The organism is Dactylosporangium sp. NPDC050688 (assembly GCF_040654515.1).
Classification (GTDB): domain Bacteria; phylum Actinomycetota; class Actinomycetes; order Mycobacteriales; family Micromonosporaceae; genus Dactylosporangium.
Window position 1 is genome coordinate 1 of the sequence record NZ_JBFAIC010000032.1, and the last position, 19,785, is coordinate 19,785.

The 19,785-nt window shown below is 72.0% G+C and carries 22 protein-coding genes; 10 read left to right on the forward strand and 12 right to left on the reverse strand.

Going from position 1 to position 19,785, the window contains the following annotated elements; genetic code table 11:
• Nucleotides 1-52 precede the first annotated feature (52 nt).
• The 3 genes from AB0H83_RS27355 to AB0H83_RS27365 form a co-directional block, all read right to left on the reverse strand.
• Nucleotides 53-1,117, reverse strand: coding sequence for a hypothetical protein (locus AB0H83_RS27355; RefSeq protein ID WP_360099290.1), 1,065 nt, complete (start codon nucleotides 1,115-1,117; stop codon nucleotides 53-55).
• Between the two features lie 369 nt (nucleotides 1,118-1,486).
• Complete coding sequence (locus tag AB0H83_RS27360; RefSeq protein ID WP_360099292.1) at nucleotides 1,487-1,723, reverse strand: DUF6457 domain-containing protein; 237 nt, start codon at nucleotides 1,721-1,723, stop codon at nucleotides 1,487-1,489.
• Entirely contained in the window at nucleotides 1,707-2,963 is a 1,257-nt protein-coding gene (locus AB0H83_RS27365) for an NTP transferase domain-containing protein (protein WP_360099294.1), read from the reverse strand. The genes AB0H83_RS27360 and AB0H83_RS27365 overlap by 17 nt, the downstream gene beginning before the upstream one ends.
• Here AB0H83_RS27365 and fdhD point away from each other — a divergent pair.
• Nucleotides 2,956-3,819: a formate dehydrogenase accessory sulfurtransferase FdhD gene (fdhD, locus tag AB0H83_RS27370; protein ID WP_360099296.1), complete on the forward strand. Its 864-nt coding sequence runs from the start codon at nucleotides 2,956-2,958 to the stop codon at nucleotides 3,817-3,819. The genes AB0H83_RS27365 and fdhD overlap by 8 nt on opposite strands.
• Here fdhD and AB0H83_RS27375 read toward each other — a convergent pair.
• From AB0H83_RS27375 to AB0H83_RS27390, 4 genes are all read right to left on the reverse strand, one after another.
• The gene (locus AB0H83_RS27375) at nucleotides 3,704-4,741 is read right to left on the reverse strand and encodes a DUF4192 domain-containing protein (protein WP_360099298.1); all 1,038 of its coding nucleotides are present in this window, start codon (nucleotides 4,739-4,741) and stop codon (nucleotides 3,704-3,706) included. The genes fdhD and AB0H83_RS27375 overlap by 116 nt on opposite strands.
• 108 nt (nucleotides 4,742-4,849) lie before the next feature.
• On the reverse strand, nucleotides 4,850-5,404 hold the full coding sequence (locus tag AB0H83_RS27380) for a GNAT family N-acetyltransferase (RefSeq protein WP_360099300.1): 555 nt from the start codon (nucleotides 5,402-5,404) through the stop codon (nucleotides 4,850-4,852).
• Nucleotides 5,405-5,629: 225 nt separating this feature from the next.
• Complete coding sequence (locus AB0H83_RS27385; protein ID WP_033359839.1) at nucleotides 5,630-5,830, reverse strand: DUF397 domain-containing protein; 201 nt, start codon at nucleotides 5,828-5,830, stop codon at nucleotides 5,630-5,632.
• A gap of 19 nt (nucleotides 5,831-5,849) precedes the next feature.
• Nucleotides 5,850-6,701, reverse strand: coding sequence for a helix-turn-helix transcriptional regulator (locus AB0H83_RS27390; RefSeq protein WP_360099302.1), 852 nt, complete (start codon nucleotides 6,699-6,701; stop codon nucleotides 5,850-5,852).
• Between the two features lie 175 nt (nucleotides 6,702-6,876).
• Between AB0H83_RS27390 and AB0H83_RS27395 the strand changes: the two genes are divergently transcribed.
• A complete protein-coding gene (locus AB0H83_RS27395) occupies nucleotides 6,877-7,134 on the forward strand; it encodes a hypothetical protein (protein WP_360099304.1) in 258 nt (85 codons plus the stop codon).
• Nucleotides 7,134-7,313, forward strand: a complete 180-nt coding sequence (locus AB0H83_RS27400; protein ID WP_360099306.1) for a hypothetical protein — start codon at nucleotides 7,134-7,136, stop codon at nucleotides 7,311-7,313. Before AB0H83_RS27395 ends, AB0H83_RS27400 begins: the two co-directional genes overlap by 1 nt.
• Nucleotides 7,314-7,391: 78 nt before the next feature.
• On the opposite strand, the gene AB0H83_RS27405 is transcribed toward AB0H83_RS27400, so the two are convergent.
• Entirely contained in the window at nucleotides 7,392-7,892 is a 501-nt protein-coding gene (locus AB0H83_RS27405; RefSeq protein ID WP_360099308.1) for a hypothetical protein, read from the reverse strand.
• A 451-nt stretch (nucleotides 7,893-8,343) separates the two neighbouring features.
• Here AB0H83_RS27405 and pdhA point away from each other — a divergent pair, with 451 nt between their 5' ends.
• The 6 genes from pdhA (at nucleotide 8,344) to AB0H83_RS27435 (ending at nucleotide 16,432) form a co-directional block, all read left to right on the forward strand.
• Nucleotides 8,344-9,477, forward strand: a complete 1,134-nt coding sequence (pdhA, locus tag AB0H83_RS27410) for a pyruvate dehydrogenase (acetyl-transferring) E1 component subunit alpha (RefSeq protein WP_360099310.1) — start codon at nucleotides 8,344-8,346, stop codon at nucleotides 9,475-9,477.
• Nucleotides 9,474-10,454 carry an alpha-ketoacid dehydrogenase subunit beta gene (locus tag AB0H83_RS27415; protein ID WP_360099469.1) on the forward strand — a complete coding sequence of 327 codons (981 nt, stop codon included), beginning with the start codon at nucleotides 9,474-9,476 and terminating at the stop codon, nucleotides 10,452-10,454. Before pdhA ends, AB0H83_RS27415 begins: the two co-directional genes overlap by 4 nt.
• Before the next feature lie 11 nt (nucleotides 10,455-10,465).
• Nucleotides 10,466-11,893, forward strand: coding sequence for a dihydrolipoamide acetyltransferase family protein (locus tag AB0H83_RS27420; RefSeq protein WP_360099312.1), 1,428 nt, complete (start codon nucleotides 10,466-10,468; stop codon nucleotides 11,891-11,893).
• Between the two features lie 209 nt (nucleotides 11,894-12,102).
• Nucleotides 12,103-12,237, forward strand: coding sequence for a hypothetical protein (locus tag AB0H83_RS27425; RefSeq protein WP_260709950.1), 135 nt, complete (start codon nucleotides 12,103-12,105; stop codon nucleotides 12,235-12,237).
• Nucleotides 12,238-12,902: 665 nt separating this feature from the next.
• The gene (locus tag AB0H83_RS27430; protein WP_360099314.1) at nucleotides 12,903-14,531 is read left to right on the forward strand and encodes a hypothetical protein; all 1,629 of its coding nucleotides are present in this window, start codon (nucleotides 12,903-12,905) and stop codon (nucleotides 14,529-14,531) included.
• A gap of 53 nt (nucleotides 14,532-14,584) precedes the next feature.
• Nucleotides 14,585-16,432 carry an NHL domain-containing thioredoxin family protein gene (locus AB0H83_RS27435; protein WP_360099316.1) on the forward strand — a complete coding sequence of 616 codons (1,848 nt, stop codon included), beginning with the start codon at nucleotides 14,585-14,587 and terminating at the stop codon, nucleotides 16,430-16,432.
• 34 nt (nucleotides 16,433-16,466) lie between these two features.
• Here AB0H83_RS27435 and AB0H83_RS27440 read toward each other — a convergent pair whose 3' ends face one another.
• From AB0H83_RS27440 to AB0H83_RS27450, 3 genes are all read right to left on the reverse strand, one after another.
• Complete coding sequence (locus AB0H83_RS27440) at nucleotides 16,467-17,195, reverse strand: 5-oxoprolinase subunit PxpA (RefSeq protein WP_360099318.1); 729 nt, start codon at nucleotides 17,193-17,195, stop codon at nucleotides 16,467-16,469.
• On the reverse strand, nucleotides 17,179-18,036 hold the full coding sequence (locus AB0H83_RS27445) for a biotin-dependent carboxyltransferase family protein (RefSeq protein ID WP_360099320.1): 858 nt from the start codon (nucleotides 18,034-18,036) through the stop codon (nucleotides 17,179-17,181). Before AB0H83_RS27445 ends, AB0H83_RS27440 begins: the two co-directional genes overlap by 17 nt.
• Nucleotides 18,037-18,121: 85 nt before the next feature.
• Nucleotides 18,122-18,715 (reverse strand): carboxyltransferase domain-containing protein, encoded by a 594-nt coding sequence (locus tag AB0H83_RS27450; RefSeq protein WP_360099322.1) that lies wholly within the window; start codon nucleotides 18,713-18,715, stop codon nucleotides 18,122-18,124.
• A 125-nt stretch (nucleotides 18,716-18,840) separates the two neighbouring features.
• On the opposite strand from AB0H83_RS27450, the gene AB0H83_RS27455 reads away from it, so the two are divergent.
• A complete protein-coding gene (locus AB0H83_RS27455; RefSeq protein WP_360099471.1) occupies nucleotides 18,841-19,467 on the forward strand; it encodes a hemolysin III family protein in 627 nt (208 codons plus the stop codon).
• A gap of 20 nt (nucleotides 19,468-19,487) precedes the next feature.
• Here the strand turns inward: AB0H83_RS27455 and AB0H83_RS27460 are convergent, their stop codons facing one another.
• Nucleotides 19,488-19,757: a DUF6458 family protein gene (locus tag AB0H83_RS27460; RefSeq protein ID WP_360099324.1), complete on the reverse strand. Its 270-nt coding sequence runs from the start codon at nucleotides 19,755-19,757 to the stop codon at nucleotides 19,488-19,490.
• Between the last annotated feature and the right edge of the window lie 28 nt (nucleotides 19,758-19,785).

A 19,785-nucleotide genomic window follows, 5' to 3' on the forward strand; every position in this document is an offset into this window, starting at 1 on the left:
CTGGATGACCCGGACGCGGCTTCGATCAACGCGGTGACCCGCCCGGCGCTGCTCAGAGATACATGCCGGTGCGCTCGCCGGCGACCTGCTTGGGAGCGTCGTTCTCACCGAAGAAGCGCTTGCCGCCGAACTCACCCTGCAGGCGGTCGTCGAGCTCGTCCGCGAGGCCGGTCATCACCTGCACGGCGAGCATGAGGTGCGTCGCCTGGAAGTCCCGGCCGAACACCGGCACCGACGCCCACACCGTGTCGTTGGTGCAGTACAGGCGGCCGATCGGCATCCGGTTCGTGAGCTCGGACAGCTTCACGTACAGCCGCTCGGTCGGCTCGATCTCGGTCAGGATCGGCGAGAACACGTCCACCAGCGGCGGGTTGTCCCGCACCCGCACGAACACCATCGCCGACCCGGACCGGATGCCGATGTCACCGTCCGGGTCGATCGTCAGCTCCTCAGGCGTCGTCTTCATCAGCCGCGCCACGACCGTGATCACCTTGTCGTGCAGCGGCAGGTCGTCCTGATCGTCGCCGACCGGACCGGGCTTGGCCCGCACCACGGCGACCGGCCCTTCCCCGTCGGTGTCCACGATCGACGCGAGCGACCGTGCCACCCCGAGTGCCGGCAACGCCGCCACCAGCCCCTGCGCATCGTGCGCGAGGTACGTCAGGAACGCCGGATGCGGCGTGCCGTAAATGTCCCGCAGTGTCCGCATGATCAGCCGGCTGAGCTGCACCGCGTCGCTCTTCGGCACCCGCACGCCGAACGCCTCGCCCGAGCCGGGCACCACCCCCGGCGGCGACCACCCGAGCGCCACGACCTGCGCGATGACCGTGCGCCCCAGCCGGTACTCCGCGGGCAGGTCAGCGTTGCCGACCGCGGTCGCGGCGAGCATGTCGCCGTCCTCCCCGGTCACCTGTACTGAATAAATAGCGTCCCCGGTGCCGGACGCGGTGGGGTCGAGCGTCAGGTCGAGCGTCGTGCCCGGGTCGAGCTGCCGCAGCGCATCGACCAGGTGGCGCGCGAAGTCGCGCCAGGCCTCGGCAACCTTCTCCTTGAGGTCCCCGCCGATGGGATCCTCGTCGTCGAACAGCGCTGCCTCGTAGTCCTGATCATCCGCCATGACCGCCTCCAATCCCCCCGGGCCTCACCCTATCCAGACGACGCGCCCTTCGGACCCCTGGGGCAGTCCGGCACTCACGTCCGCGTTGGTCTCCGCGCCACCGGGCGTCCGGTCTCGGTTGGTTTCCGGGCCGCCGGGGCGGCCGGTGTCGGCAGGGTTCCCCGGGCCAGCCACGGTTCCGGGTTCGGCTGGGCTCCGGGCCAGCGGCGGTCAGGTTCGGCCGGGCTCCAGACTGCCTGGGCGTTCGGTGTCGGCAGGGCTGCCGGGCCAGCCGCGGCTCCGGGTTCGGCTGGGCTCCGGGTTCGGCTGGGCTCCGGGTTCGGCTGGGCTCCGGGCCAGCGGCGCGTCAGGGTTCGGCCGGTCCCTGCGTCAGCGCTCGTTCACCAACGCGACCAGCCGCGCCCGGGTCGCCTCCAGGTCCGCGCCCCGCCCCACTGCCACCCCCAGCAGGAACGCGGTCAACGGCGCCCCGGGCCGGGCAACGTTGTGCGCCACGTCCCGTGCGAGGTCGAGGATCGCGGCCTGCTCCGCCGTCGTCAACGGCGCCAGCCCGAGTTCCTCACATGCCTGCGCGATCCAGCCCGTCAGCTCATCGCTTCCGCTCATCACCACTCCGCTTCTCCGGCGCACCGGCACCGGTCCGTCTCGCTTGCTGCTGCTCGGCACGCCGGAGGTCCTCGTCGGTGTCGCAGTCAAAATACGGAACGACCCCGCCACGCTCCCACCCGACTTCAGCAACGACCAACCCCTCGAACACCGCCCGCATCGGCTTCCCCACGGGATCTCCGAGCCGCTCGACCCCACCCCGCAGCGCCCCCGCCCGCCACACCCCACAGAGCAGCTGCCGCTTCCCCCGCCCGTCGACGAACACAGCCCCGTCAACCCCGTCAACCCCGTCACCAACCGCCGCGACCAGCACCCCGACCGCCTCGGCCGTGAGATGAGGCAGATCAGCCGCGAACACCCCGATCAACGCAGCCGGACCCGGGCCACCACCGACGGACGGAACGAGTCCCCGACCGGCAGACACAGACGAACCCTCGACAGCAGACGGGATCGAGGTGCCGCCGACGGAGCCGAGTGGAGCGCCGCCCGACGGCGGGAGGGCTCCATGGGTGGCTGACGCGGTCGAAGCTTCGGTGGCAGGCGGAGGCAAGGCGCCGGCTGCGGACACGGTCGAAGCGTCGGCGCCAGGAGGGTTCAAGGCGTCGGCCGCAGGCGGGATGACGGCGAGCGCGGCAGCGGTCGCGGCGGCCGGGCCTGCGCCTGGTGGGTCTTCACGGACGGTGACCACATCGGCGGGCAGTCCGGGCCGCGGCGGGCCGACGACGATCCGGAGGTCGGCGCCGGCCAGCGCGGCGAGCACGCGGTCCAGCATGGACACGCCCGCGACGGGAAGAGCCGGCTTGTCACGGCCGCCGAGGCGGGTGGCGCCGCCGCCGGCGAGGATCACCGCCGTCAGTCCTGGCCGTCCGGTAGCTGCCCGCATGAGCAGAACGTACCGTCGAGCAGGCAACCACCGGAAAACAACGCTCGCACCTGGAGGCCCGGCCATGGGACGCGTCACGCAACGGCGCACGATCACCCGGGTCACCGTCGTCCGGCCCACCGCCGCCGCCAACCCCGCGACCACCACCACCACCGCCCCCGCGGCCAGCACCATCACCCCCGCGCCAAGCACACCCGCGGCCCCCACCACCACCGCCCCCGCGGCCAGCACCATCGCCCCCGCGCCAAGCACCGCAGCGCCAAGCACCGCAGCGCCGAGTGCCGACGCGGCCAGCATCACGGCCAGCCCCGACGCAGGGCACGCGGCCAGCGCAAACGCGGACGGGGTCGTGGTCAAAGTAGGGCCGGACACGCTGGTGGCCGAGGAGCCGCTGGAGATCAGGGTCGGGGTGGTGGGCACGCCGCGGCCGCCGCTGGCGGTGACCATGCGGACGCCCGGGGATGACCTGGACCTGGCGATCGGGTTCCTGCTGACCGAAGGCATCATCACGGCGGCCGGCGACGTCCGCACGGCGCAGCTGTGCGCCGGAGATCAGGAAGCGAACACGTACAACGTCGTGGACGTGACGCTGACGGCCGGGGTGCCGACGCCGCAGGTCGATCCGGCCAGGAACTTCTACACCACCTCCTCGTGCGGGGTCTGCGGGAAAGCGAGCATCGACGCGGTGCGCACCCGGTCGCGCTTCGACCTGGCCGCCGACGACGTGCGGATCGCGCCGGCCGTGCTGGCGGCGCTGCCTGAAGCGCTGCGGGAGGGGCAGCGGGCCTTCAACACGACGGGCGGATTGCACGCGGCGGGGCTCTTCACCGCCGACGGGCGGCTGGTCTGCCTGCGGGAAGACGTGGGCCGGCACAACGCCGTCGACAAGGTCGTCGGGTGGGCGGTGCGGCAGGGCCGGCTCCCGCTCGCCGGGCACGTGCTGATGGTGAGCGGCCGGGCGAGCTTCGAGCTGTGCCAGAAGGCCTGGATGGCCGGCATCCCGGTGCTGGCGGCGGTGTCGGCGCCGAGCACGCTCGCCGTGGACCTCGCGGCGGAGGCCGGGCTGACCCTCGTCGGCTTCCTGCGCGGGCAGACCTTCAACGTTTACGCCGGCGGGCAACGCGTCGCCGGGCTGGGGCAGGACGCCGGACCGGCCGCACGAGCGGCGGCAGCGACTCCGGCGACAGCCCTCGGTCCAGGACCTCGCCCATGAGCTTGGCCGCGCGATAGGCCGGGTCGGCGTCCAGGGCCCGGTCCAGCGCGATGCGGGCACGCACCCCGTTGCCGGAGCGCCATGCCGCATACGCGACCAGCATCGCGGCGGGTGCGGCGAACGCCGGAACGCACCGGCGCACCACGTCGCTCCACAGGCGCTCGTGCAGCTCGAGGCCGGGCTCGCCGTCGCGGTCGATGCGCATCCAAGCCTCGTCGCGCAGCGGCAGGCTGTGGACGAGGAACGCGACCCAGGCGACCTCCTCGTCGGACAGCCGGTCCCCGGCGCGGGTGCGGCGCAGCGCCGCGTCGAGGGCGGCGACGCCGTCCGCCGGTGCGCCGTCGGAGCCGGCGAGACGGGCCTGGGCGTGCCGGGCGGCGCGCTCGGCCGCGTCGAGGGCGGCGCCGGTCGGCGCGGCGAGGGTGTGGACGAGTGCGGCGCGGTCGGGCAGCGCGACCATCCCGATGAGCGTGGCGGTCGCCGCGACCGCGGAGGCGGTGACGTCATAGGGCATGCCTTCGGCCGGGCAGCAGGCGGCCGAGTCGCAGATGAGGGACCGATACCGCCCGTCGTGCGCCCACAGCATCTCGCGCACGGCGACGCCGCGGCGGCGCATCGCGGCGCTGGTGGCGTGCAGGATCGGCTCGACGCGCCCGGGCGGGCCATAGCCGATCAGCACGGCGTGGTCGACGGGCTGGCGCTGGAACATGGCGGCATAGCTCTCGGCGAGGAGGTCGAGGTCCTCACCGGGGTCCGGCAGGTCGTCGCGCATGTGGAAGCGCAGCTGGCGGCCGCGCACGCCGAGGGCGACCAGGCTGTCTGACGGATGGAACCCGAACAGATAGGGAGTGCCGGCCAGGATGTCGTCGGGTGTGCGCAGGCGCAGTCTGGGCTGGGCGATGGTGGAGGTCGCGGTCGTCATGTCCCCGAGCCTGGCGGTCGCCGCCCCGCGCGGGGAACTAGCGGTTTTCGGCTGTGGACAACGTCCGTTTCGGTCCACAGCCTGAACACAGCACTTGACAGCGCCGGCTCAGTACCGGAAACGCTGCTCGTGCAGATCGATGCTGTCCCGCCAGTCCTGCCGGCCCGGGTGCAGGTCGATGGAGAGTGTCACCCTGGCCAGCGCGTCGTAGCCGGCCGCGTGCAGGCACCGGATCGCGTCGAGGTTGCGCGCCGCCGGTGAGATGCTCAGCTGGCCGAGCCCGCGCCGCCTGGCCTGCTCGGCGACGTGCTCCAGCAGCGCCCGCCCGATCCCCTCACCGCGCCGGGCCGACGCCACGACCAGCGGCTCGACCTGGCCACCGCGGCCGTCGAGGATGAGCCCGACCATGCCGACCACGCCGACGCCCAGGATCTCGGCGACCCACATGCCGGACAGGTCGAGCCGGGTGAGGTACTCCTCGAACGCGGCACCCGGATCACCGTTCACGGGTGGCGTGGCGGGGTACAGGTGCTGATGCTCCTCGGTCAGCTCCGCCCACAGTTGGCGGCACTCCCGATGGTCTGTCGGTCGGTATGCACGGATCGTCGGCTGCAGCGTCGCGACGCCGCCGCCCACGCCGCTATCTGCGCGAACAGTCACCATGTACCCATGCTTACTCCGGTGCGACGCCGCGCGACACCCACATCGCGGTATTGCACCCGAGGCGTCCGCCCCCTGACCGTTTAGCGCCTTTTGCTGCATCATGCGGATCGCGACCAGACAGTTACCGATCCGCGCAGTCAGCGATAGCATCAGAAATGGCTCGCAGCTAAACGGCGAAGGGACCGCCTGGTCGGGACGGTCCCTTCGCTGTTCGCTCAGATTTGGTTACGGCAGGCGGAATTCGCCGTCCGTGTCGACGGCCGCGATGAAGGTCTCCCATTCGGCGCGGGTGAACCGCACCGATCCGGCGTCGGGGGCGTTGGAGTTGCGGACTTCGACGACGCCGTCGACGAACCGCGCTTCGACGCACTGTCCGTTGTTACCGCTTCGGGTGGGCTTGTGCCACCGCTCGTTCAGCGCAGCCATCTGCGCACTCCTTCGTTTGTCAGGCCGTCCCAGCGATCGCGGACTCGATCAGCTTGATCGATTCGAATGGGCTGAGGGCGGCGGCTCGCAGACTTTCGAACACGTCGTGATACCGCTGGACGTCTCCGGCTTCCTGGTAGATGTCGCCGGCCATGGCTTCGGCATACACGACGCTTGGTGCACCTTGGAACTTGAGGATCGCGAAAGATCCAGCCATGCCGGCATAGGCCCCTCCGCTGAACGGAAGGATCTGGACCGTCACGTTCCTCGCCCGGCCCATGTCGGCCAGGTGCTTGAGCTGCGACCGCATGACGTCGGGCCCGCCGATGAGGCGCCGGATGACGCTCTCGTCGAGGACCGCGATGAACTGCAATGGATCGGCCTTCGTGAGCAGCTCCTGGCGCTCACGGCGGGCGTTGACGTGCGCCTGGACGGCGTCTTCCGACTCACCCGACGGGGAGGCTGCGGCGAGCAGCGCCCGCGTGTACTCCTCCGTCTGCAGCAGGCCGGGCACCACCAGCGCCTCGTAGTCCCGCATCTCGATCGCGTTGGACTCGAGGCCGATGTACCGGGAGTAGTGGCTGGGCAGGTCGCCGAAGCGGGCGAACCAGCCACGCGTCTTGCCTTCCTTCGCGAGCGCGATCAATGTCTCCGTGAGATCGCGATCATCAACGTCGTAAATCTTGAGCAACTGCTCGAGGGTGCTCCGGCGGATCCCGACCTTCCCGCCTTCCATACGGCTGATGGTGCTGGGCGAACAATCGAGTTGCAGGCCGACGTCCTCCGTCGTGAGCCTTGCCTGCTCCCTCAGTCGCCGAAGCTGTTTGCCCAACTGGAAGCGCGGAAACGTGGGGCTGTGCGCGTGGGACACCGCTCACCTCCATTACTCAAGACGAGTGTGTCCGTTACCGGGGTGTCGCGCAAGCACGTGCGTCAGTGAGCGATCGGGTTGCTCTACTCAACTTCGACGCGACGTATTGCCCCCGGAAACCTGCACATGCATTCTGAGGCGGTCAGATGGTTCCTCTGCCGGAGGGAGATCCGTCGTGATCGAAGACGACGTGATGCTGCTCGAAGGGGCGCCGCGGCTCTTCGGCATTGTCGCTGATCCCTTCGACGATGATCATCCTCAGGTCGTCGCGTGGGGCCACGAGCTGCCGGATCAGGCCGTGCTCACGTGGCGCCTGGGCAATGGGAAATCCGAGATCGCCGTCTTCCAGTCCGCGGAGGCCGCGCTCGCGACCGCCCAGCTGCTGTACCCTGCGCGCATCCTGTGGACCGCGCCCGCGGCGCAGGGGTTCTGATGGCCGTCATCTACGACCACGCCGTGACCGATGCCCGCCGCCTCGTGGCACGTCACCAGCCGGTGCGGATCCAGCAGGTCACACGCTGCGCGGCCGGCTGCGCGCACTGGCCCTGCAAGCCGTTCTCCACCGCGTGGGCAATGGTGACCCGCAACTCCAACACGCGCGCCGGCCGCTGACCCGCGCACACACCGCACCGCAATCACGCCCGTACACACCGCATCGAAACACCGATCAAGCGCATGACCAAAGGCCCGTCAGATCGACGACGAGCAGTCCGTTAGGTCTGACTGATCGGCCGACCCCGTTCGGGATCGATGACCGCCGTGGCGCCGCACCGCCTCCGGCTTTCCCTTGAGCCTGTCGTCCCAGCCCGGCCACGCCCTGTTCTGGATGGGTTCGACCACGGGCGACGGCTTCGGCGGCTTGGCGGCCGGCGGCGGGGTCGTGGTCACCGGCGCCGTGGCCGGAGGCGCCTCGGCCTCGGGAGCAGCCGCCTTGGTCGGCGTTTTCCCGGCGGTACCGATGGCGACGCCACCACCCGATCCACCCGGCGGACGGACGGTGGCATGCGACTTGGCCGCGGTGACGGGCGGCAGCGGCGCGGTCGGCTCGGCCGCCAGCGACGGCCCGCCGGTGCCGCGCAGCCCGCTGCTGGGCGTCGGCGTGAGCACCAGCGGACCGGGCGGGGGCTCCGCGACGATCGGCGTGCGGACCGGCGGCGCCGTGTCCAGCGAGGCACTGCCGGCGGCGACCACGATCAGGGTCGGCACCGAGGTGAGGGCCACCAGCAGCGCGGAAATCAGCAGCGGCCGCCGGTTCGGCGACAGTATGCGGTGGGTACGGACATCGGATTCCAACGAGCGCTCCAGTGTGCGGGGGAATGCAGTACGAAGCTCATAGGACTAACTGCCCCGCACCGGACGAGGATCTGCCCGTTCTGGAGGGATTTTTCGACCTCGGTGCTAGGGGGAACCCCAACTCCATGGTGTCGATCCACACGCCTTCTGCGATGCTGGACACACACCGGCAACGGGGCTGTAGCGTCCGCATACCCTGCGACTGAGCCTCTGAGCCGGCTCCCGGGCGTGATCCACTCACACCCACCGCGACGCGGCCGGCCTCAACAGGGCCACCGCGTAGCAGCCACCCCCGCTGCGCGGCAGGGTTACCCCCGCTGCCGACGTGAGAGACGACAGGGAGAAACGGATGGCGAAGGGCGAAGCAAAGGCCCGGACGTCAGGAACACGGGCCGCGCCTGAACCCGCGTTCGTGCAGCTGCTCACCCCCGAGGGAGACCGGGTCGAACACCCCGACTACACGGTCGACTTCACCGACGAGGAATACCGCTCGCTCTACCACGACCTCGTCGTGGTCCGGAAGCTCGACGCCGAGGCGACCGCCCTGCAGCGCCAGGGTGAGCTGGGCATCTGGGCGAGCCTGCTGGGCCAGGAGGCGGCGCAGGTCGGCTCGGGCCGGGCGCTGCGCGCGCAGGACATGGCGTTCCCCACCTACCGCGAGCACGGCGTGCTCTATTGCCGCGGCGTCGACCCGATCGCCCCGCTGTCGCTGTTCCGCGGGGTCGACCAGGGCGCCTGGGATCCGGACGAGTTCAAGTTCGGCATGTACACGATCGTCATCGGCGCGCAGACCCTCCACGCGACCGGATACGCGATGGGCGTCAGCAAGGACGGCAAGGTCGGCTCCGACGACGGCGAGGCCGTCATCGCGTACTTCGGCGACGGCGCCACCAGCCAGGGCGACGTCAACGAGGCGTTCATCTGGGCCTCGGTGTTCAACGCGCCGCTGGTGTTCTTCTGCCAGAACAACCAGTACGCGATCTCCGAACCGCTCGAGCGGCAGACGCGCGTCCCGCTGTACCACCGTGCCAGCGGCTTCGGCTTCCCCGGCCTGCGGGTGGACGGCAACGACGTGCTCGCCTGCTACGCGGTCACCCGCAAGGCGCTGGATGACGCCCGGCACGGGCAGGGCCCGTCGCTGATCGAGGCGTACACGTACCGGATGGGCGCCCACACCACGTCGGACGACCCGACCCGCTACCGCATCGCCAGCGAGGTCGAGGCCTGGCAGGCGAAGGACCCGATCAAGCGGCTGCGGGCGTTCCTGGAGAAGCAGCGCATCGCCGGCGACGACTTCTTCGCCGCGATCGACGAGGAGGCCCGGGTCGCCGCCGCCGACCTGCGCGAGCGCGTGCTCGACATGCCGGACCCGGACCCGCGCGGCCTGTTCGACCACGTCTATCCGCACGGCTCGCCGGAGCTCGACCAGCAGCGGGAGCAGTTCGACAAGTACCTGTCGTCGTTCGAGGGGAGTGGGCACTGATGGCCGAGACCCTGACGATCGGTAAGGCGCTCAACACCGGCCTGCGCCGGGCGATGGAGCGTGACCCGAAGGTCCTCATCATGGGCGAGGACGTCGGCAAGCTCGGCGGCGTCTTCCGCATCACCGACGGCCTGCAGAAGGACTTCGGCGACGAGCGCGTCATCGACACGCCGCTGGCCGAGTCCGGCATCATCGGCACCGCCGTCGGCCTCGCGATCCGCGGCTACCGGCCGGTGTGCGAGATCCAGTTCGACGGGTTCGTCTACCCCGCGTACGACCAGATCGTGTCGCAGGTCGCGAAGATGCACTACCGCTCCCAGGGCAAGGTCAGCCTGCCCATCGTCATCCGGATCCCCTTCGGCGGCGGCATCGGCGCGGTCGAGCACCACTCGGAGTCCCCCGAGGCCTACTTCGCGCACACCGCGGGCCTCAAGGTCGTCTCCTGCTCCAACCCCGACGACGCGTACTGGATGATCCAGCAGTCGATCGAGTCCGACGACCCGATCATCTTCATGGAGCCCAAGCGCCGATACTGGGAGAAGGGCCAGGTCAACGTCGACACCGCGAGCGCGCCGCTGCACGTGTCGCGGGTCGTGCGGCCCGGCGCCGACGGCACGCTGCTCGCCTACGGCCCGATGGTCCGCACCGCGCTGGACGCGGCGACCGCCGCCGCCGAGGACGGGCGCGAGCTGGAGGTCATCGACCTGCGGACGCTCTCCCCGCTCGACATGGCGCCGGTGTACGAGTCGGTGCGGCGCACCGGCCGCGCGATCGTCGTCCACGAGGCGCCCGGCAACCTGGGCCTGGGCTCGGAGATCGCCGCCCGGATCACCGAGGAGTGCTTCTACTCCCTCGAGGCGCCGGTCCTGCGCGTCACCGGGTTCGACACGCCGTACCCGGCCGCCCGCGTCGAGGAGGAATACCTGCCCGACCTCGACCGGGTGCTCGACGCCGTCGACCGCTCGTTCGGGTTCTAGGGGGGCGCGCCGTGACGGTCAAGGAGTTCAACCTTCCCGACCTGGGCGAAGGCCTCACCGAGGGCGAGATCCTCAAGTGGCTGGTACAGGTGGGCGACACCATCGAGCTCAACCAGCCGATCGTCGAGGTCGAGACCGCCAAGGCCGCGGTCGAGATCCCCGCGAAGTGGGCCGGCAAGGTCGACAAGATCTTCCACCCCGAGGGCACCACGGTCGAGGTCGGCGTCCCGATCATCGCGATCAACACCGACCCGTCCGGCGCCACGGCCGCGCCCACGCCGTCCGCGGCGTCGCTGGCCGCGGTCGAGATCGCCGGTGACGCGCCGGTCGAGCCGGGCATGATCGGCGGCCCCGCGCCGGGTGGCCGCACCGCCGTGCTCGTCGGCTACGGCCCGAAGACGACCGCCGCGAAGCGGCGGCCAAGAGCAACCGCGGCCACGGTACCGACGCAGCCTCCCGCAACGCCCGTCGCGCCGGCTCCCGTCGAAGTGGCCGCCGTCGAGGTGGCACCCGCCGCCCCGCCGCGACCCGTGCAGGGCAGCGTGCTGGCCAAGCCCCCGGTCCGCAAGCTCGCCAGGGATCTCGGCGTCGACCTCGCCGGCATCGCCGGCACCGGCCCCAACGGCTCGATCACGCGGGACGACGTGCTGTCCGTGTCGGCCGCTCCCACCGCGCCGGCGCCCGTGACAGCGACCATGACAGGGCCGGCGGCCGCGCCGCGGGTCGGCCGGGAGGAGCGGATCCCGGTCAAGGGTGTGCGGAAGCTGACCGCCGAGAACATGGTGGCCAGCGCGTTCACCGCGCCGCACGTCACCGAGTTCCTCACGGTCGACGTCACCCGCTCGATGAAGGCCCTCGAACGGCTCAAGACCAAGCGCGACTGGCGCGACGTGCGGGTCTCCCCGCTGCTCATGGTCGCCAAGGCCGCGCTGGTCGCGCTCAAGCGCCACCCGATGGTCAACTCCTCGTGGCAGGCCACGTCCGCGGGCGCCGCCGAGATCGTGGTCAAGCACTACGTCAACCTCGGCATCGCCGCGGCGACCGAGCGCGGCCTGATCGTGCCCAACGTCAAGGACGCCGACGCGCTCACCACGCGGGAGCTCGCCGACGCCCTCAACGCCCTGGTGGCCACCGCCCGGGAGGGCAAGACGTCTCCGGCGGCGATGAGCGGCGGCACGTTCACGATCACCAGCGTCGGCGTGTTCGGCGTCGACACCGGCACGCCGATCCTGCCCCCGGGCGAGTCGGCGATCCTGGTGTTCGGTGCCATCCGCGACACCCCCTGGGTGCACAAGGGCAAGATCAAGATCCGGCAGGTGACGACGCTCGGCCTGTCGTTCGACCACCGGATCATCGACGGCGAGCTGGGCTCGAAGTTCCTGCGCGACGTCGGCGCCTTCCTGGAGGACCCGGAAGGCTCGCTGCTCGCCTGGAGCTAGCAGTCCAATTCACGGCAGGTGGCCCGGCGCGGGAGTGCCGGGCCACTGTCATATCGCCGACGAACAGGGCGTTTATCGAGGCAGCGACCCTACGAATCGTCGGCGGGTGCGCCGCATCACTTGCTATTCGCTGGCTAAGGATCTTCTGCTGGGCGTGTAATGGATGGGAAGCAAGCTTCGTCCTTACACACTCTGCCGAGGAGCCAGCCGTGAGCACCTTCATGGAGCGTTACCGCGCCCGCCGCAACGCCGCCCGCCGCCGTGACGCCATCGAGCGCGCCATCGCCAAGAACCCGTCGACCGCCCTGCGCGACGAACTCCACGCCATGCTCAGCCGAAGTTAGTCCTGCGCTCGGCGCCGTCAGCCACACTCTCAGCCGCCCTGGTCCGACCCTCCCCGGACCGGGGCGGCTGCTCGTTGTTCACCTATTCTGGGGGCGCTTGCCGACGAACCTGAGCCTCCTCTCTGCCATGTACGGTTCGGGTCGACTACGGTCGCAAGGGTCTGACCACAGGAGGCACGATGACGTCCGACCAGCCCCACCCGTCCGAAGCGGACGAGAGTGCGGCGAGCGCGCCGAACTCACCCCCGCCCGGCACGGCACCGGCCGGCACCGTGCGAGCCACCGCGTCGGTCCCCATGCCGACCAGGCCTCCTGCCCAGCCGATCGCGCCGGCCACGCCTCCGACACCGGGCACGTACGGCTCACCGGTCTCCGGTGGTTCTCCGGTTTCCGGGGGTGCGCCGGTCTCCGGCGGCGCTCCGGTCTCCGGTGGTTCTCCGGTTTCCGGGGGTGCGCCGGTCTCCGGTGCTGGACAGGGTTCCGGTGGGGGCGGGGCGTCGGCGGGTCAGGACGAGCCGCCGGCCCGGCCCGGGCCGTTCCCGCCGGCCGGACCGTTCGCGCCGCCGGCCGGACCGTTCGCGCCGCCGGCCGGACCGTTCACTCCCAGCGCCGCACAGGCTTCGGCGCCGCCCGCCGGGCCATTCGCTTCCGGCGCGCAGGCTTCGGTGCCGCCCGCCGCGACGCCTCCCGCCGCCGTGCCCCCGGCCGCCGCCACGTCGCCGGCCGCACCACCCGCCGTCAGTTCCCCTGCCGCGCCTCCTGCCGCGCCCTCGGCCGCGCCCCTTGCCGCCGCGCCGCCTCCGCCGCTGCCGGCCCGCGTCCCGCCGCCGGTCACGCCGTCCGGGCCGCCCGGGAGTTTCCCCGGCTTCACACCCGCGTCCCAGGTCGCCGACGCCTCCGGCCCGCCGCCCGCCCCTGCCGCGCCGCAGGCCGTCCCCGGCCCGGCGACACACCCGGTGCCCGGCCCGGCAACGCACCCGGTGCCCGGCCCGGCCACCTATCCCGTGCCCGCCCCGGCCACCCACCCGGTGCCGCCGGCCTCCTCGGCCATGCACCAGGTGCCCCCGCCTGCCGCGGCCGCCGGCAGTGCGCAGGTGCCCGTGTCGGGTGTGCCGGCCCCGGGTCACGTGTCCGGCGGCCCCACGTCCGGTTCGGCGCAGGTGCCCGGCGCGCAGTACGGCAACGCACCCGTGTCCGCCGCCCCAGTCTCCGGCAGCGCCCGCACCTACGGCACCGCGCAGGTCTCCGGCAGCGCCCAGGTCCCGGGTGCCGTGCACCCGCCCGTGTCCGGCGCGCCGCTGTCGCCTGTCCAGCCGGCCTCGTACGGCACCGCCCAGGTCCCCACCTCAGCCCCACCCGTGTCGAGCGCCCCGCCCGTGTCGAGCGCCCCGCCGGTGTCGAGCGCCCCTCCCGTGTGGAGCGCGCCGCCCGCCACCTACGGCGCCTCCGCCTCCGCGCCGCCCGCCAACACCTACGGCACCGCGCCAGCCTCCGCTCCCCCAGCGACGTACGGCACGGCCCCGGCCTCCGCTCCCCCAGCGACGTACGGCACGGCCCCGGCCTCCGCGCCGCCCGCCAACACCTACGGCACCGCACCGGCGTCCGCGCCACCGGCCAGCACATACGGCACGGCCCCGGCGTCCGCGCCGCCGGCCAACGCCTACGGCGAAGGCGCCCAGCCCGGAGGACCGGTGCCGGCGGCGCCGAGCCTCGGCAAGATCCCGCAGGCGGGGTCGTACGCGGCCCGGGCCCAGGTCTCCGTCCCGCCCGCCACCGGCCCGACCTCCGCCCCACCGGCGACCGGCATCTACCAGGCCGCACCTCCGCCGGCCACCGGCGTGTACCAGGCCTCCGTCCCCAGCGGCGCCGGCTCGCAGCCCACCGGTCCGCACTACAGCGACCTGGTCACCATGCCGGGCGATGCCCCGCCGCAGACGTCGCCGACGGGCGGGGATCCGGGCGTACCGACGCCGGCCGCGGCCCAGAAGAGCAAGCGCAGCCTGGTCATCGGCCTCGTGGTCGTGGTGGTCGTGTTCCTGCTCGCGGTCGCGGGCACCGGCATCGTGGTGGCGCTCAACAACGCCGGCAGCACCAGCTTCGCGGTCAACTCGTGCGTCAAGCAGGACGGCGACTCGGCGAAGAAGGCCAGCTGCTCCGACAAGGACGCGTTCACCATCGTGCAGAAGGTCGAGAAGCCGGAGAGCTGCTCAGACGCCAGCCAGCCGTACGTGGTGCTGCAGCACAAGGGCCAGAAGGACGAGGTGCTCTGCCTGCGCCCCGCCGCCCAGAAGTGACGTAGCCGCCCTGGTCCGGGAGCGGATCAGGGCGCTCGGGCAGACTTAGGGTCATGACCGACCCGGCGCAGTCGCCACTGCTCAAGGCCCGCGTCCGCGCTCCCGAACTGCGGGGGCGCGGATGGTTGAACACCGACGGACTCACCCTGTCCGACTTGCGCGGCAAAATCGTCCTGCTCGACTTCTGGACCTTCTGCTGCATCAACTGCCTGCATGTCCTGGACGAGCTGCGGCCGCTGGAGGAGCGCTTCGCCGACGTGCTGGTGACCATCGGCGTGCACTCGCCGAAGTTCGAGCACGAGAAGGACGCGGCGGCGCTCGCGGCGGCGGTCGAGCGGTACGGGGTCGACCACCCCGTGCTGGACGACCCCGAGATGGACATGTGGCAGCAGTACGCGGCGAAGGCCTGGCCGACGCTGACCGTCATCGACCCCGAGGGTTACGTCGTGGCCACGATGGCCGGCGAGGGTCACGCCGAAGGGCTGGCGCGGCTGGTCGAGGAGCTGGTCCGGGTCCACGAGGCGCGCGGAACGCTGCGGCGCGGGGACGCCCCGCACAGCGCGCCGAAGTCCGGCGACGCGACGGTGCTGCGCTTCCCGGGCAAGGCGCTCGCCCTGGCCGACGGGCATTTCCTGGTCGCGGACTCGACGCACCAGTCGCTGGTCGAGCTCGACGCCGACAACGAGACGCTGATCCGCCGCATCGGCACCGGGCAGCGCGGGCGCAAGGACGGCACGGATCCCGAGTTCTCCGAGCCGGGCGGACTGTGCCTGCTGCCCCCGCACGTGGCCGGGGTCGCCGGGTACGACGTCGTCATCGCCGACACCGTCAACCACCTGCTGCGCGGCCTCAATCTGTCCACGGGCGAGGTGACCACGGTCGCGGGCAGCGGACGGCAGTGGCGCGGCACCGTGGACTTCGACGCGCACGACTCCCTCGCCGTCGACCTCTCTTCGCCGTGGGATGTCGCCTGGTACGACGACCGCGTGGTGATCGCGATGGCCGGCATTCACCAGCTGTGGTGGTTCAACCCGGTGCAGCGCACCGCGGGCGTGTACGCGGGCACGACCGTTGAGGCGCTGCGCGACGGGCTGCTGCACGAGGTCTGGATGGCGCAGCCGTCGGGGCTGTCGACCACGCCTGACGGTGCGAGGCTGTGGATCGCCGACAGCGAGTCGAGCGCGGTCCGCTGGATCGAGGACGGCCGGATGTCGACCGCGGCCGGGCAGGGCCTGTTCGATTTCGGTCACGTGGACGGCCCGGCCGACCAGGCGCTGCTGCAGCACCCGCTCGGCCTGCTCGCGCTGGCCGACGGCAGTGTGCTCGTCGCCGACACGTACAACGGCGCCGTTCGCAAGATCGCCGACGGTGCGGTGACGACCGTGGTCGACGGGCTCAAAGAGCCGAGTGATCTGGTACTGACGGCGACGGGCGACATCGTCGTCGTGGAGTCCGGCGCGCACCGGCTCGTCCGGCTGGCGCCCGGCACGCTGGCCGCGGCGGGCGTCGACGTCGCCGGGGTGCGGCACCGCACCGAGCGGCCGTCCACGATGCTGGCGCCGGGCGAGGTGGAGCTGGACCTGATCTTCGAGCCGGCGCCGGGGCAGAAGCTGGACGAGTCGTTCGGCCCGTCGACCCGCCTGGAGGTGTCGGCCTCGCCGCCGGAGCTGCTGCTGGAGGGGGCGGGGGTGACGCAGAGCCTGCGCCGCCGGCTGGTCCTGTCCCCCGACGTCACCGAGGGCGTACTGCAGGTGGTGGCGCAGGCGGCGACGTGCGACATCGACGCGGAGTTCCCCGCCTGCCACCTCACGCGGCAGGACTGGGGCGTGCCGATCCGGGTGGCCGGCGACGGCGCCACCCGGCTGCCGCTGGTGCTGCGCGGCCTCGACCAGGCGACCTGAGCCCCCGCACCACAAGCGAAAGCGCGACGGGACGTCAGGCGAACGGCATCGGCTGGATCCCCGCGGCCACCAGTGCCGCACGGACCGCCGACGCCATCGCCACCGCGCCCGGGGTGTCGCCGTGCACGCACAGCGACTCGAACGGCAGCGTGACCAGGCTGCCGTCGACGGCGACGACCTCACCGGTACGGGCCATGCGGACGGCCCGCTCGGTGACGGCGTCGACATCGGTGAGCACCGCGCCGTCGGTGCCGCGCGGGACGAGCCGGCCGTCGGGAAGGTACCCGCGGTCGACGAAGCCCTCCGCGACGACCCGCAGCCCGGCCTCGGCCGCCAGCTCGGCCAGGACCGAGCCGGGCTGACACAGCACCGGAAGGTCCCGCGACCGCGCGGCGGCGACGACGGCGGAGGCGTGGCCCGGGTCGGCGGCGGTGGTGTGGTACAGCGCGCCGTGCGGCTTGACGTAGGCGATCGGGCCGAACGCGGAGAGCGCGCCGATCTGGTACCGCAGCTCGTCGGTCAGGGTCGCGGCGTCGATGTCGACCCGGCGGCGGCCGAAGCCGGCCAGGTCGTTGTAGCTGACCTGGGCGCCGATCCGGACGCCGAGATCGACGGCGCGGGCGCAGACCCGGCGCATCGTGCTCGGGTCGCCGGCGTGGAAGCCGCAGGCCACGTTGGCGCTGGTGACGATCTCCAGCAGCGCCTCGTCGTCGCCGAGGGTCCAGATGCCGAAGCCTTCGCCGAGGTCACTGTTGAGGTCCACGGAACCGAACGGTATCGCCCGGGCGCGCCTGCGCGAGCAGCGGCAGGTCGGCGGGGTCGACGACGGCGACGACGGGGTATCCGCCGGTGGTGGGGTGGTCGGCGAGGAAGATCAGCGGCTGACCGGACGCGGGCACCTGCACGGCGCCGAGGACGATGCCTTCGCTGGGCAGTTCGCGCTGGTGGGCGCGGGTGAGTGCGGGCCCGGCGAGGCGCGCGCCGACCCTGTTGCTGTCGTTGCTGATGGTGTACGAGCCCGCGAGCAGCTCGCCGGGGTGCGTGAAGTACTCGTGGCGGGGCCCCCAGGTGAGGCCGAGCGTGATCGGCCCGCCGACCGCGGGGCGGGGTGCCACGTCGACGGTGGACGGGTCGCCGGTCGGTTCGCCCAGCGCGAGCAGGTCGCCGGCCCGGACAACGGGTGGTCCGAGCGCCGAGAGCGTATCGGTCGCGCGGCTGCCCAGTACCGGCGGCGCGGCGAACCCACCGGAGACGGTGAGGTAACCGCGCAGCCCCGCGACGGCCCGCCCGATCTCGACGCGGTCGCCGGGCCGGAAGGCGACGGGGGCGTTGATCGGCGCGGGGCGCCCGCCGACGCGCAGGGTCGCCGCGGCGCCGGTCAGCGCCAGGGTGCCGGCGCGGGGCAGCGTGGCGGCGAACGGCCCGAACGTGATCTCCAGGGCGGCGCTGGTCGGGGGGTTGCCGACGAGCCGGTTGCCGAGCAGGAGGGCCGGCTGGTCGAGGGCACCGGAGCGCGGGACGCCGAGGTGCGCGTACCCGGGCCGGCCGAGGTCCTGCAGCGTCGTGAGCGGCCCAGCAATCTCCACCCGCAGCGAATCGGTCATGCCGTCACCTCCGCTGCGCTCCGGCGCCGCCCTGACCTCGAAACTGCGCCCATGATGCCCGGCCCTCCGCTGCGCTCCGGGCCGGTCATGCCACCACGAACCTGACGGTGCGGCCGGGGGTGAGCAGGGCCGGCGGGGTCCCGTCGATGTCGAACAGGGCGACGTCGGTGCGGCCGACGAGCTGCCAGCCGCCGGGCGACGCAGTCGGGTAGACGCCGGCATATTCGGCGGCGAGCGCGACCGACCCGGCGGGCACCCGTGGGCGTGGATTTTCCAGCCGCGGCACGGACCAGGGCAGGCCGCTGAGATACGCGAACCCGGGTGCGAATCCGCCGAACGCCACCCGGAACGCCGTGCCGGTCAGGTCCGCGACGACGGCCTCCGGGGAGCGGCTGACATGCGCCGCCACCTGGGCAAGATCGGGCCCGTCGAAGGTGACCGGGAGGTCGAGGTCGTCGCCGGCGGCGGACGCGGCGGCGGGCGGCGGCCAGGCGCGCAGCGCCGCGGTGAGGGCGGTGACCGAGGGCACCCCGTCGAGCAGCACGGTCCGGGCACCGGGGACGATGTCCGTGACGTCGAGCCGCCCGGCGGCCCGTGCGGCGTCCAGCGTGGCGAACCATGCGAGCGGGTCGTCGACCTCGATCATGAGAGCCGAGGCGCCGACGGCGCGGATCTGCATGACCGTCACCATAGACAACAAACACCAGAACTGTACTTGCCAGTAACCTACGGTACCGTAACCTGGAGGGCGTGACCGTGAAGACCAAGACCCGCCTCCGCCCTGTCGATCTCGGGAAACCCAGGATGCGGGGCTGGCTGCACACCTACGCGTTCGGCGCCGCGATCGTCTGCGGCATCGTGCTGTGCTCCCTCGCGGCTGCCCGGCCGGGCTGGTCGCCGTTCGTGAGCTGCCTGGTCTACAGCTTGACCGTGTGCGCACTGTTCGGCACGAGCGCGCTCTACCACCGCCGGGTCTGGTCGCCCAAGGGCTACAAGCTCATGCGCCGCCTGGACCACTCGATGATCTTCGTGTTCATCGCCGGCACGTACACACCCTTCAGCGTGCTGCTGCTGGAGGGCCGCACGGGGGACGTGATCCTCGCCGTGGTCTGGGGCGGGGCCCTGCTCGGCGTCGGCATGAAGATGATCTGGCCGCACGCGCCGCGCTGGCTGTCGGCGCCGCTCTACATCGCGCTGGGCTGGGTCGCGGTCGTGGTCCTGCCGGACATCCTGCACTCGGGCGGGGTGACCGCCCTGGTGCTGACGATCGTCGGCGGCGCGTTCTACACGATCGGCGCGGTCTTCTACGCCCTGCGCCGGCCCAACCCGTGGCCGACGGTGTTCGGACACCACGAGTTCTTCCATGCGTGCACGCTGGTTGCGGCGATTCTGCACCACATCGCCATCTACTTCGCGTTGTACGCAAAGTAGATGGCGCCAGGGTCGTTGGCTCAGTAGGTGCGGCGACGCCGCTCTTCGATGATCTCATCCGAGGTCGGCGGGATCGCGGTGCCACCGACCGCCGTCGGCGGGGCCTGCCGCACCACGGTGCGCCGGCGGCTGTTCCAGAAGTACAGCGTGAGAAGCAGCCCGACCAGGCCCGCCAGCTGCAGGATCCAGCCGATGGTGTCGAGGTTGAACGGACCGAGGTCAGTGTCGTCCAGGCCGAACGTCAGGATCGCGCCGACGACGATCAGAAGAATGCTGCCGCCGATACCCATCGATGGCCTCCAGGCGTTGGTTTGGTGA